Origin of the sequence: Mesorhizobium sp. M7A.F.Ca.CA.004.04.2.1 (genome assembly GCF_004022825.1) — a bacterium.
In the GTDB taxonomy this organism is placed as follows: domain Bacteria; phylum Pseudomonadota; class Alphaproteobacteria; order Rhizobiales; family Rhizobiaceae; genus Mesorhizobium.
In genome coordinates, this window is sequence record NZ_RZPH01000086.1 from 1 (window position 1) to 10,889 (window position 10,889).

Genomic DNA, 10,889 nt, shown 5'->3' on the forward strand with positions numbered 1-10,889 from the left:
AGATAGCCCTGCGGGCGATCTTTTCGATGTCGGCGCGGTTGATGCCGAGATCGCTGAGCTGACGTGCGTTGAGACGGTTCAGTTCGCGGACGGTCTCGGTGTACATACGCCAGTTACGGAAAGCGCGGATCGGGTTCATGGTAGTCCTCCAAATTGATGTTCGTTTCGATGGTGCTCAAATAGGCGTCATCGATGAGGACTTGAATGGCTGATTTTGCATAGCAATGATGCAAATGCTGCATTGCAGCATTAAGCTTCTGTTCATCTTGTAGGCAGCGAGGCGCTGACCTCGCTCGCTGTCAGCCGACGTCGAGCACGATCTTGCCGATGTGTTCGCCGTCCTCCATCCGCTCATGCGCCCGCCAGGCTTCGCTGAGCGGGAAGATCATGTCCATGACAGGAGCAACCTTGCGCGTGCCGAGCAACGGCCACACCTGCGCTTCCAGCGCCGCCGCGATCGCCGCCTTGAACTCGACGGTGCGCGGCCTCAGCGTCGACCCGGTGTGGGTAAGCCGCTTGACCATGATTTTCGAAAAATCCGCGCTTGCGACAGCGCCGGCCTGCACGGCGATCTGGACGATCCGACCCTCGACCGCAGCGGCCTCATAGTTGCGCGCCACATAGTCGCCGCCGACCATGTCGAGGATGACGTTGGCGCCCTTGCCGTCCGTTGCCGCCTTGACCGCGGCGACGAAATCCGCCTCGCGATAGTTGATCGCCCGGTCTGCGCCGAGCTTCAGGCAGGCGTCGCATTTCTCCTTGCTGCCGGCGGTGGTGATGACATAGGCGCCGAAGGCCGAGGCAAGCTGGATCGCCGTCGCGCCGATGCCGGACGAGCCGCCATGGACGAGCAGCGTCTCGCCTTTCTTGAGGCCGCCACGCTCGAACACATTGTGCCAGACGGTGAAGTAGTTTTCCGGCACCGCCGCGGCTTCGGTATGGGTGAAGCCGGCGGGCAACGGCAGCACGCTCCCGGCATGCACCTTGACATATTCGGCATAGCCGCCGCCGGGCGTCAGCGCGCAGACGCGGTCGCCGATGCGCCAGCGCGATATGTCGTCGCCAAGGGCCGCCACTTCGCCCGACGCCTCGAGGCCCGGCAGGTCCGACGCGCCGGGCGGCGGCGGATAGGCGCCCTTGCGCTGCTGGATATCGGGCCGGTTGACGCCGGCGGCATGCACCTTGATCAGGATCTCGCCGGGGCCGGGCTGCGGCACGTCGCGTGTTTCCGGCTTCAGGACCCGAGGGCCACCCGGCTCCGAGATCGCGATGGCCGTCATCCTTGCCGGAATTTTCTGTCCGCTCGCCATGAGATTTCCCGTCTTTCCTCGCCGTTGTCCGATCGGCTGTTTGCATCGACGCCCCTGCCCTATGTATGCTGATTGCCAAATCAGGCAAATGGCCAATCTGGTCTTGGCGGAGGAGGAGCGACGATGGCGATCTTCGACGACGAACCCAAGAAGAAGTCACGCCCGCACGAGATCGGGCAGGACCTGTCACTGCTTTCCGTCAGCGACTTGACCGAGCGGATCGGTATCCTGCGCGACGAAATTGCCCGCCTGGAAGCCGAACTCAAGGCCAAGGACACCACCAAATCCGCGGCCGAAGCACTGTTCCGCCGCGGATAGGCGCGCTGGCGCAAAGCCCGCCGCCGAAAAGCCCGAATGCGGCTGTCTTCAGACCCAGCGTCCCCGCCAAACCTGAGCCGGATCAAACAATGTTCGCAACCTACCGACCGATCCTCTCGCTGCTTCGCGGCACCGCTTTCCTGCTCGCGGCATCTGGATTGCATGGACTGCTCTTGCCCCTGCGCGGTCAACTGGAAGGTTTCTCGACCGCATCGCTCGGCCTGATGGGCACGGCATGGGCCGGCGGCTTCGTCACCGGCTGCTTCTTCGCACCGCGCATCGTGCGCCGCGCAGGCCACGTTCGCGCCTTTGGCGCCTTTGCCGCATCCGGCGCCATCGTGGCGCTACTGACCGGGCTGATCATCGACGAATATGTCTGGATCCTGCTGCGCGCCTTCACCGGCTTCACCATGGCCGGTGCCTTCATGGTCATCGAAAGCTGGCTGAACGAGAAGGCCACCAACGAGAACCGCGGCACCGTCTTCGGCCTCTACATGATGGTCACTTATGCCTCGATCATGGGCGGGCAGATGATCGTCGCCGGCGGCGACGTGAAGTCCGCATCGCTGTTCATGATCACCGGCATCCTGTTTTGCCTATCGCTCATTCCGACGGCGGTCTCGACCGCCTCTCACCCCAAGCCGCTGCAGGATGTCTCACTTGATGTCAGAGGCCTTTATGCCAATTCGCCGGTGTCGGCGGTCGCTTGCGTGTTGATCGGCATCGCCAACGGCGCCTGGGGCACGCTTGGCGCCGTCTATGGCGCCCGCATCGGCATTTCCACGGCCGAGATCGCCCTGATGATGAGCCTTGTGGTCGTTGCCGGTGCCGCGATGCAGCTTCCGGCCGGGCGTCTCTCCGACAAGACCGACCGGCGTTTCGTGCTGGCGGGAGCGGCTTTCGGCGGGGCTTTGTTCGCGCTCTTGATCTTTCTGTTCGAGCCGCGCTCCGGCGTCTTCGTCATCGTCTTCACTGCCGCCTATGGCGCCTTCGCCTACACGCTCTATTCGATTGCCGTGGCGCATGCCAACGACCACGCGCGCTCGGAGGATTTCGTCAAGGTATCTGGCGGGCTGTTGCTGCTCTACGGCTTCGGCACGATGATTGGACCCTTGCTCGCCGCCGCTTTGATGGGCTGGATGCGCCCGGAAGGTCTGTTCTTGGCGACCGCCTTGGCGCATCTCTGCCTGGCAGGCTACACGCTGCTGCGCATCAGCCGCCGCGCGCCGGTGCCGATCGGCGATCGTGATGCCTTCAAGACGCAGCCGGCCGACCGTTCGGTCACCCCGGAAGCATTGCGGCTCGATCCCAGAAGAAAAGCAGAAGCAGACGGTTGAGATTCGAAAGGCTTTGCCTCACTAATACAGGCATGATGTTTTCCGACGCCTTCATGGCGATTGCCGATCCCAATCGGCGCCATCTTCTGGAAGAACTTCGCCGCGGCCCGAAAACCGTCACCGAACTGGCCGCCGGCTTGCCGGTCTCGCGCCCGGCTGTGTCGCAACATCTGAAAGTGCTGCTCGATGCCGGCCTGGTCCACGCCAAGCCGGAAGGAACAAGGCGCGTCTATACGGTAAGCGGCACCGGCTTCCTCAAACTCAACATCTGGCTCGATCAGTTCTGGGAAGCCTAACCCCGATCAACCGTTGTTGTAGGGGAAGAACTTGAAGTAGGGCTGCGCCTCCTCGATCACCCGGGCGAAGGCGGAGCGCTGCAGCAGCCGGTCATGGTAGCGTTTCACGGTCGGATACTTGTCGCCGAACGGCTCGACCTTGTTGGCATAGAACAGCGCCGGGGACGCTGCGCAATCGGCCATGGTGAAGGTGTCGCCCATCGCCCAGATCTTCGACTGCATGTCTTGTTCGATGATGGCATAGGAATTGCGAAGCTGGTCGCAGGCCTGCTCGACGCCGAACGGGTCAGTCTTGTCCTGCGGCCGCAACCGATCGCCGACGATCTTCTGCATCGGCTCCTGCACATAGAAATCATAGAAGCGGTCGGCTTGGCGAACGGCCAGCGCCAGGTCGATGTCGGCGGGAACGAGGTCGACCGGCCCCGGATAATGCGCGGCCAGATATTCGACAACAATGGTCGATTCCAGCACCGTGCGGTCGCGCGCATCGTCGCGCAGCGCCGGCATCTTGCCGGCCGGCGAAATCTTCAGGAAGGCCGCGCGCGACTGAGCATCGCCAAGATCGACGATGACAGGCTTGAACGGCGTGGCGTTCTCGTACAGCGCGATCAGCGGCTTCCAGCAGAAGGAGGCCAGCGGATGGAAATGAAGCGTCAGGGACATTTTTTGCTCGCCTGTTTCCTGGTTTATCGGTGGCCGGCGCCGGGCATGCTCGTCATAGGTAAACACTGCGGCAAGGATTGCTCGTCAAGGCCTGCTTTTGCCGCTTCAAGCGGCGTGGGCGACGATGCCGGCAACAATCATATCCCAGTCGTTTGGATGCAGCTCGTGGCCGCCACCTTCGATCCGGATGATTTTCGCGCCGGTGACCGCCTTCCCCAGCGCCTCGCCATGTTCGACCGGAAAGATCGGATCGGCCGTGCCGTGGATGACCAGCAGCGGCGCCGTCATTTCATGCAAGCGGCCTTTCCACGCGTCGCCGCCCCTGAGCATGAAATGGTTGGTCGCGCTCAGGAAGCCGCCGGAGCGGTCGTGATCCTGCTCGACAAAGGCACGCATCCGGGCCTCGTCGAATGGATGTGCGACGCTGGCGATCGCCCGCGCATCCCTGACGATGAAATCGACCACCTGGCCACGGTCCGACCAATCGACTTTGGCGCCCTCGGCCGAATGCTCGATATAGGCATCGCTCGTCTGCGGCAGGTGCGAAGTGTCGGTTCCCACGGGCGTGCTGCTGATGACGGTCAGCGATGCGACACGGGACGGGTGTTCCAACGCCACAAGCTGCGCGATCATGCCGCCCATCGACATGCCGACGACATTCGCCTTGCCGATACCGTGGTCGTCGAGAACGCGCATTGCATCGTCGGCCATATCATCGAACGTGTAGGGCGGCTCTCCCGGCTTGTATTTGGTCGAACGGCCGGTATCGCGATTGTCGTAGCGGATCACGAACAGGCCGGCATCGGCCAGTTCCCGGCAAAACGCCTCCGGCCACCACAGCATCGAGGCCATCGCTCCCATGATCAGCAACAGCGGCGGGTTCGCCGGATCGCCAAAGGTTTCGGATATGATTTCGGGGCGTTCGGTCGTCGTCACGGTGCGGCCTCCTCTCCTGCAATACTGATTGCATTTTGCAATCGGTTGCACGATAATAAAACTGATACGACAATGCAACTGGTTTTGGAGAAAAAATCTCATGAGCATGGATCGCCGGTCCGGATGTCCGATCAACCTGTCGCTGGAAGTGTTCGGCGATCGCTGGAGTCTGATCATCCTTCGCGACATGATCTTCGGCGGCAGGCGTCATTTTCGCGAGCTGCTCAACGGATCGATGGAAGGCATCGCCTCCAACATCCTCGCCGATCGGCTGAAGCGGCTGATGGAACTGGGCATGCTGACCAAAGCCGACGACCCCTCGCACAAGCAGAAGGCGATCTACAGCCTGACCGAAATGGCGATCACGCTGGTGCCGATCCTGGCCCATCTTGGCGCCTGGGGCCGCGTCTGGCTGCCGGTCAGCGAAGAACTCTCGATCCGCGCCGAACTTCTGGAAAAGGGCGGACAGCCGATGTGGGACAAATTCATGGACGAGTTGCGCCATGAACATCTCGGCAAGCCGCTCGATACCGCCTCGGGTCCTTCTGTCCGCGCCACCTTGCAGGCCGCCTATGAAGCCCTGGTTGCCAGCAAGGCTCTCGCCGCCGACTCTGCCGCTTGACCAACTTATTTTCCCGTTTGGGGGCCGGCTCTGCTAGAAGAAGCGGAAAATCACAATTCACGGGATTGGATAAGGTCTTGGTTGAGAACTCTCGGGATGCTGCCCGCGCACGCGCCGACCTGCGCTTCAAGAAGCAGGAAGAGGCGGCAACCGTCCGCCAGAAGGCGATGGCCGAATACGTCGCCGAGAGCGACGCCCGCCAGGCCAAGACCAACAAGCTGCGGGCGCTGCGTCTCGCCAAGGAAGCCGAAGACCTCGCCAACGCGCCAGCGGAACCTGCCAAGAAGCCGGCCCGCGCCAAGAAAAAATGACCTGAAGCCGCACAGGCACCAACTCCTATCCGGAGGCTGTGACGGTCGCTTCCTTCCCACCTCTTCACGCGAAGCAATTTCAACCGAAACCGGGATGTTATCTCGCCCGTCGACGGTCGATGATCGACGCCTTTCAGACAGGAGACCGCCATGACCGCACTGCCGCTCGAAAAAGCCAGGCAAATCATCGATGCCGCCTTTGCCAAGGGCTCCGATCTCAAGCTTAAGCCGCTTGGCGTCTCGGTGCTCGACGCCGGCGGGCATCTGGTCGCCTTCCAGCGCCAGGACGGCGCCTCGTTCCTGCGCCCGCAAATGTCGGCCGGCAAGGCCTATGGTGCGCTCGCCATCGGCATGGGCTCGCGCAAAGTCGAGGCTTTCGCCAAGGAGCGCCCGCACCTCGTCGCCGGCATCTCGGACGTCTCTGGCGGACGCGTGCTGCCGGTCGTCGGCGGCGTGCTGATCCGCGACAAGGCCGGAGCCATCCTCGGCGCCGTCGGCATTTCAGGTGACACGTCGGACAATGACGAAGCCGCGGCCATCGCCGGCATCGAGGCCGCCGGCTTCACCGCCGATCCGGGCTGAGCGTCGGGGACGTTACGGGCGTTTCCGACAACTGTCAGCGCAAGCGCCCGTCAAACTTCCGCCTTCCGCGCTGGGGACCTAATTCAGATTGATGTCCCGGCTGGCCGATCGCATCGACACCGCGAATCCGGCCAGCACATCGAACAGCGCGATGACCATCAGCGTGAAGAAGACGGAATGGGCGGCGCCCTTCACCAGCAGGAACTCGACCAGGAAGGCCACGAATACCAGCGTCGACAGAAGATGGTCCATGATCGAGGCATTGGTCGTGCGCACCGACTTCGCCATTTCGAGGAACAGGAAGACCAGCCCGATCAGTATCATCAGGTCGCCCAGCGTCATCGAGAACACGCCGCCCGACATCATACTGAAGGAGAAGACCTCGCTCGCCCACGGATCGTCACCGCTGCCGAAAATTCCCAGCAGTCCGAGGTTGTAGAGCACGAAAGGCACGATCAGCAGCGGAATGGCACCGAACATCTGGCGTCTCCATGTGGGGGCGATCCTTTGTAGAATGCGCCATGGCCACGTCGTCAAGATGTTTCGCCATCAGCGCTGAACACGGTCGAAGACCGCACGCAACAACCATGTCAGCCGGTTGCCGGCCGAAGGATTTGCAACGCCGGCGGTGCACGCCTCGAAATGCGCTGCCGTCCGGCCCAAACGCAAAAGGACCAGCCACCGGCCGGTCCTTATGGAAATTCAAACCTTTGAAAAAGCTGGTCTCAGCTTTCCTTGGGCGTCAACACCTGACGACCGCGATACATGCCGGTCTTCAGGTCGATATGATGCGGACGGCGCATTTCGCCGGAATTCTTGTCCTCGACATAGGTCGGGGCCTTGAGGGCGTCGGCCGAGCGGCGCATGCCGCGCTTGGACGGAGAGGTTTTACGTTTCGGAACGGCCACGGATATGCTCCACTACATGGTCAAAAGCCCCGCCCGCCCTCGTGAAAGGGCCATGTCGGGGCCTAAATCTGAGAAAGTCGGGTGCCTATACACGCCCTGTGCCGTTTTGGCCAGCACTGGCGCGAATTTTTTTGGATCGGCTAGCGGAGACAACCGACATAGGCGCCGGAGCGGCCGGCGCGCCGCTCGATCAGATTGGCGAGCCGCCTCAAGCCAGGCCCGGGTTTGGCCGGATTGCGGGCGATCGGATTTGGCAAGGAAACCGCAAGCAAGGCGGCCTGCCGTCGCGACAGCTGTTTTGCCGAAACGCCAAAATGGTGCTGTGCCGCGGCCTCGATGCCGTAGATGCCCGGCCCCCACTCGGCGATGTTGAGGTAGATTTCCATGATGCGCCGTTTCGACATCACCGCATCGAAATAGACGGCCAGCGGCAATTCGACCACCTTGCGCACCGAGCCCAGCGGCCGCGACCACAGAAACAGGTTCTTTACCGTCTGCATGGTGATGGTCGAGGCACCGCGCGTCGCTTCGCCGGCCAGCGCGTCGTCGACGACGCCTCTCAGCTCGCCGAGATCGACGCCACGATGAAAGCAGAACTGCCCATCCTCCGACATGATGACGGAATTGGCCAGCACCGGCGACACGTCGTCGATCGACACCCAGCGGCGGTCGTAACCGGAGAACGTCGCCAGATCCTTCAACATCAGCGTCGAGACAGGATGCACGAAGAACGGCAGGTAGAGAAAGGTCAGCACGACCGGAATCAAAGCCAGCACCGCGGCCACGACGATGCCGCGCCGGACCCAGCGTTTGAGACCGCGGCGATTTACGCCTCGCGATCTCGTCGCCATGTCCAGCTTTTCGGTTTCATGATCGACGATCGGTTCCGCCAAGCCGCCCAACCCGTGCCAGAGAGCTCGTTTTGAAACGCGCTCCTGTGAGTCATGTGACGGTGTTTTCGAGAACCGGAGCGGAGCGTACATTAGAGTACGCAAGCACCGGAAGCGCAGAAAACGCCCTCAGATGACCGCAGGAGCAGAGTTTCCAAACGGGCTCATACTGCTCCGGCATAATGGCGCTTGCCTTCTTGCGCAACGTCTGAGTGTCGGCTACCGGTCCCGGCCATGACGAATGACGACCAAATGGCGTTCGAAATGGCGCTCATCCGACGCGCTGCCGCCGTCGAGGTGCTGCTGCGGCGGCTGCTCGACGACCGCGCGCTTTCGGGCGAGATCGCCCGGCCTGAGCGGTTGATGGCAGCCATGCGGCACGGCGTGCTGAACGGCGGCAAGCGCCTGCGGCCCTTCCTGGTCATGGAAAGTGCCGCCCTTTTTTCCGCCGATGGCGAGGCGACACTGCGTGTCGCCGCCGCACTTGAATGCGTGCATTGCTATTCGCTGATACACGACGACCTGCCCGCCATGGACGACGATGACCTGCGTCGTGGCCAGCCGACCGTGCACAGAGCCTTCGACGAGGCGACCGCCATCCTGGCTGGCGATGCCTTGCTGACGCTGGCCTTCGACGTCATCGCCGGCGAGGCGACCGCCCTGCCCGCGGAGCGGCGGGCGGCCCTGGTGCTGGCGCTGGCCCGCGCCGCCGGACCCGGCGGCATGGTCGGCGGCCAGAAGCTCGACCTCGAAGCCGAACAGACGCCGCCGGACGAGGCCGGCATCATCCGGCTGCAGGCGATGAAGACTGGCGCTCTGATCCGTTTCGCCTGCGAGGCAGGTGCCCTCATCGCCGGCGCCCCGGCCGATGACCGCGAGCGGCTGGCCGAATTCGGCTCGGCGATCGGTCTTGCCTTCCAGCTTGCCGACGACCTGCTCGATTTGACCGCCGATGCCAGCCAGATGGGCAAGGCAACCGGCAAGGACGCCGCCGCCGGCAAGGCGACGCTGGTGGCCTTGCATGGTGCGAATTGGGCTCGCAACCAGTTGCACGGCCTCGTCGAGCAGGCGCATGCACTGCTTGATCCTTATGGCGACGACGCCCAGTTGCTGAAAGAAGCGGCAACGTTCGTGGCGACCCGCACCAGTTGAGGTTGGCGCCAGCCGAGATATCGAGCTGACTAAAGTTCGCTCATCCTCCGCCGGCCAATTCAGAAATAGAACTTGAGCGGAAGCCTGCCGAGGCAGAGGATCGACATCGCTTTGCCATCCGCACGGCACGCACGCGGTGCGGGTAGAGTTGGAGGGGTGCCATGTCGACCACCGACAAGCTGTTCAGCGGTTCCATTGCCGAGGTCTACGACCGGGCGATGGTGCCGCTGATCTTCGAGCCGTATGCACGGGATCTGGCAGAGCGGGTGTCGAAGCTCGGGCCGCAATCGGTGCTCGAAGTGGCGGCGGGCACCGGTGTGGTGACACGTGCGATGGCAGCAAAGTTGCCGGCGCAAGCCCGCATCGTGGTCACCGACCTCAACCAGCCCATGCTCGACCACGCGCGCACGCGGATGGCGGACGATCCTCGGATCACCTGGCGGCAGGCCGACGCCCAGGCGCTGCCCTTCGAGGACGCAGAGTTCGACGCCGTGGTTTGCCAGTTTGGCGCGATGTTCTTCCCCGATCGGGTGGGCGCCTACGGCCAAGCGCGGCGGGTGATGCGGCCGGGCGGGCACTTCCTGTTCAACGTCTGGAGTGCCATCGACGACAACGAGTTCGCCGAGGAAGTGACGCGGGCGCTCGGCCATTTTTTCCCGGCCGATCCGCCGCGCTTCATGGCGAGGACGCCGCACGGCTATCACGATGCGGACGTCATCCGCGCCGACCTTCATGCCGCCGGCTTCGGTAACATCACCATAGAGCCGCTGGATGCCGTCAGCGCCGCTTCGTCGCCATATGAGGCGGCCACGGCCTATTGCCAGGGCACACCCCTGCGGGCTGAGATCGAGGCGCGCGGCGGCTCGCTGGAGGAGGCGACGCGATACGTGGCGAATGCCCTTGGGAAACGGTTCGGGGAAGGCCCGGTGCGTGGCCGCATCCGCGCCCTCGTCGTGGAAGCGGTCTAGGCGCGCTGTCCATCCGGCGGTTCGCATGGCCTGCCTGCCCTCTCACGAACGAAATTTTAATGTAAATGAAGCGTAATCCCGGCCATTAAAATGGTGCGTATGTGTTGGGGTTGCGCATGCCTGAATATTCGTCCTTCATCCGGTCGGTCCGGATCCGCTATATTTCAGGGTTGCTGATCTTCGCGCTGGCTTCCGCCGGTATCGTGATTGCGCTTGACCGCGTCAATTCCTTTCGCCGCGACATCGATGCGCTGAGCAGCAATCTCGTCATCTTCACCCGCGACCTGCGCAACGCGACCAGCTTCGCCGAGACCACCGGCACCGCCTGGCGGGCGGAGACACGCGATGCCCTGACCACATCGGCGCGCGGCCATTCGGAGCGCCTGACCGGCGAGATCGAGACGCTGACCGCCCAGCTTGCGGCGATCAAGCCGCGGCTGTCGATCAAGACCGTCAACGAACTCCAGTCCGCTTCCGTCAACGGCGATCTGTTCTGGTCGCCGCGCGACATGGTGCGCAATTTCAACCTGATGTCGATGGCGCAAAAGGTCGACGAGTGGAGCTATCGCGAAATCCGCAACCAGAACGACCTGTTC

General features: G+C 63.0%; 15 protein-coding genes and 1 pseudogene. 9 read left to right on the forward strand and 7 right to left on the reverse strand.

The features are described from left to right. The coding region (locus EN893_RS06300; protein WP_013529236.1) for a DUF1127 domain-containing protein at nucleotides 1-139 on the reverse strand (139 nt) is incomplete at its 3' end. Between the two features lie 160 nt (nucleotides 140-299). Next, a complete protein-coding gene (locus EN893_RS06305) occupies nucleotides 300-1,310 on the reverse strand; it encodes an NAD(P)H-quinone oxidoreductase (RefSeq protein ID WP_128361452.1) in 1,011 nt (336 codons plus the stop codon). A 123-nt stretch (nucleotides 1,311-1,433) separates the two neighbouring features. Here EN893_RS06305 and EN893_RS06310 point away from each other — a divergent pair, with 123 nt between their 5' ends. Genes EN893_RS06310 through EN893_RS06320 form a run of 3 tightly spaced genes read left to right on the forward strand, consistent with a single transcriptional unit; the run spans nucleotide 1,434 to nucleotide 3,261 of the window. Beyond that, nucleotides 1,434-1,628, forward strand: a complete 195-nt coding sequence (locus tag EN893_RS06310; RefSeq protein WP_127269295.1) for a DUF1192 domain-containing protein — start codon at nucleotides 1,434-1,436, stop codon at nucleotides 1,626-1,628. A gap of 5 nt (nucleotides 1,629-1,633) precedes the next feature. Further along, a complete protein-coding gene (locus EN893_RS06315; RefSeq protein WP_329608556.1) occupies nucleotides 1,634-2,965 on the forward strand; it encodes an MFS transporter in 1,332 nt (443 codons plus the stop codon). 32 nt (nucleotides 2,966-2,997) lie between these two features. Continuing rightward, on the forward strand, nucleotides 2,998-3,261 hold the full coding sequence (locus EN893_RS06320; RefSeq protein ID WP_013529232.1) for a metalloregulator ArsR/SmtB family transcription factor: 264 nt from the start codon (nucleotides 2,998-3,000) through the stop codon (nucleotides 3,259-3,261). Between the two features lie 6 nt (nucleotides 3,262-3,267). Here EN893_RS06320 and EN893_RS06325 read toward each other — a convergent pair whose 3' ends face one another. Both EN893_RS06325 and EN893_RS06330 read right to left on the reverse strand, forming a co-directional pair. Continuing rightward, the gene (locus EN893_RS06325) at nucleotides 3,268-3,924 is read right to left on the reverse strand and encodes a glutathione S-transferase family protein (RefSeq protein ID WP_127269297.1); all 657 of its coding nucleotides are present in this window, start codon (nucleotides 3,922-3,924) and stop codon (nucleotides 3,268-3,270) included. A gap of 105 nt (nucleotides 3,925-4,029) precedes the next feature. After that, complete coding sequence (locus EN893_RS06330; RefSeq protein WP_127269298.1) at nucleotides 4,030-4,860, reverse strand: alpha/beta hydrolase; 831 nt, start codon at nucleotides 4,858-4,860, stop codon at nucleotides 4,030-4,032. 100 nt (nucleotides 4,861-4,960) lie between these two features. Between EN893_RS06330 and EN893_RS06335 the strand changes: the two genes are divergently transcribed. The 3 genes from EN893_RS06335 to EN893_RS06345 all read left to right on the forward strand — a co-directional run bounded on the left by EN893_RS06335 (nucleotide 4,961) and on the right by EN893_RS06345 (nucleotide 6,375). Further along, nucleotides 4,961-5,482 carry a helix-turn-helix domain-containing protein gene (locus EN893_RS06335; RefSeq protein ID WP_127269299.1) on the forward strand — a complete coding sequence of 174 codons (522 nt, stop codon included), beginning with the start codon at nucleotides 4,961-4,963 and terminating at the stop codon, nucleotides 5,480-5,482. Nucleotides 5,483-5,559: 77 nt separating this feature from the next. After that, nucleotides 5,560-5,793 carry a hypothetical protein gene (locus EN893_RS06340; protein ID WP_027037125.1) on the forward strand — a complete coding sequence of 78 codons (234 nt, stop codon included), beginning with the start codon at nucleotides 5,560-5,562 and terminating at the stop codon, nucleotides 5,791-5,793. A 150-nt stretch (nucleotides 5,794-5,943) separates the two neighbouring features. Beyond that, nucleotides 5,944-6,375, forward strand: coding sequence for a heme-binding protein (locus EN893_RS06345; protein WP_127272531.1), 432 nt, complete (start codon nucleotides 5,944-5,946; stop codon nucleotides 6,373-6,375). A gap of 78 nt (nucleotides 6,376-6,453) precedes the next feature. Here EN893_RS06345 and EN893_RS06350 read toward each other — a convergent pair whose 3' ends face one another. From EN893_RS06350 to EN893_RS06360, 3 genes are all read right to left on the reverse strand, one after another. Further along, entirely contained in the window at nucleotides 6,454-6,855 is a 402-nt protein-coding gene (locus EN893_RS06350; protein WP_023810946.1) for a hypothetical protein, read from the reverse strand. 245 nt (nucleotides 6,856-7,100) lie between these two features. Continuing rightward, nucleotides 7,101-7,283: a 50S ribosomal protein L32 gene (gene rpmF / locus EN893_RS06355; protein ID WP_008834724.1), complete on the reverse strand. Its 183-nt coding sequence runs from the start codon at nucleotides 7,281-7,283 to the stop codon at nucleotides 7,101-7,103. A 140-nt stretch (nucleotides 7,284-7,423) separates the two neighbouring features. Further along, nucleotides 7,424-8,185: a transglycosylase domain-containing protein gene (locus EN893_RS06360; protein ID WP_127271462.1), complete on the reverse strand. Its 762-nt coding sequence runs from the start codon at nucleotides 8,183-8,185 to the stop codon at nucleotides 7,424-7,426. 222 nt (nucleotides 8,186-8,407) lie between these two features. Here EN893_RS06360 and EN893_RS06365 point away from each other — a divergent pair, with 222 nt between their 5' ends. The 3 genes and pseudogenes from EN893_RS06365 to EN893_RS06375 form a co-directional block, all read left to right on the forward strand. Next, nucleotides 8,408-9,325 carry a polyprenyl synthetase family protein gene (locus EN893_RS06365; RefSeq protein WP_127276505.1) on the forward strand — a complete coding sequence of 306 codons (918 nt, stop codon included), beginning with the start codon at nucleotides 8,408-8,410 and terminating at the stop codon, nucleotides 9,323-9,325. A 161-nt stretch (nucleotides 9,326-9,486) separates the two neighbouring features. Then, nucleotides 9,487-10,293 carry a class I SAM-dependent methyltransferase gene (locus EN893_RS06370; protein ID WP_127267511.1) on the forward strand — a complete coding sequence of 269 codons (807 nt, stop codon included), beginning with the start codon at nucleotides 9,487-9,489 and terminating at the stop codon, nucleotides 10,291-10,293. 116 nt (nucleotides 10,294-10,409) lie between these two features. Continuing rightward, nucleotides 10,410-10,889: pseudogene (locus EN893_RS06375) on the forward strand (hybrid sensor histidine kinase/response regulator); the annotation flags it as partial.

Excerpts from the sequence above, each read along its gene's own strand:
- EN893_RS06305 (WP_128361452.1), bottom strand. The coding sequence starts at position 1,310 with ATGGCGAGCGGACAGAAAATTCCGGCAAGGATGACGGCCATCGCGATC.
- EN893_RS06310 (WP_127269295.1), top strand. The coding sequence starts at position 1,434 with ATGGCGATCTTCGACGACGAACCCAAGAAGAAGTCACGCCCGCACGAG.
- EN893_RS06320 (WP_013529232.1), top strand. The coding sequence starts at position 2,998 with ATGATGTTTTCCGACGCCTTCATGGCGATTGCCGATCCCAATCGGCGC.
- EN893_RS06325 (WP_127269297.1), bottom strand. The coding sequence starts at position 3,924 with ATGTCCCTGACGCTTCATTTCCATCCGCTGGCCTCCTTCTGCTGGAAG.
- EN893_RS06335 (WP_127269299.1), top strand. The coding sequence starts at position 4,961 with ATGAGCATGGATCGCCGGTCCGGATGTCCGATCAACCTGTCGCTGGAA.
- EN893_RS06345 (WP_127272531.1), top strand. The coding sequence starts at position 5,944 with ATGACCGCACTGCCGCTCGAAAAAGCCAGGCAAATCATCGATGCCGCC.
- EN893_RS06350 (WP_023810946.1), bottom strand. The coding sequence starts at position 6,855 with ATGTTCGGTGCCATTCCGCTGCTGATCGTGCCTTTCGTGCTCTACAAC.
- EN893_RS06365 (WP_127276505.1), top strand. The coding sequence starts at position 8,408 with ATGACGAATGACGACCAAATGGCGTTCGAAATGGCGCTCATCCGACGC.
- EN893_RS06370 (WP_127267511.1), top strand. The coding sequence starts at position 9,487 with ATGTCGACCACCGACAAGCTGTTCAGCGGTTCCATTGCCGAGGTCTAC.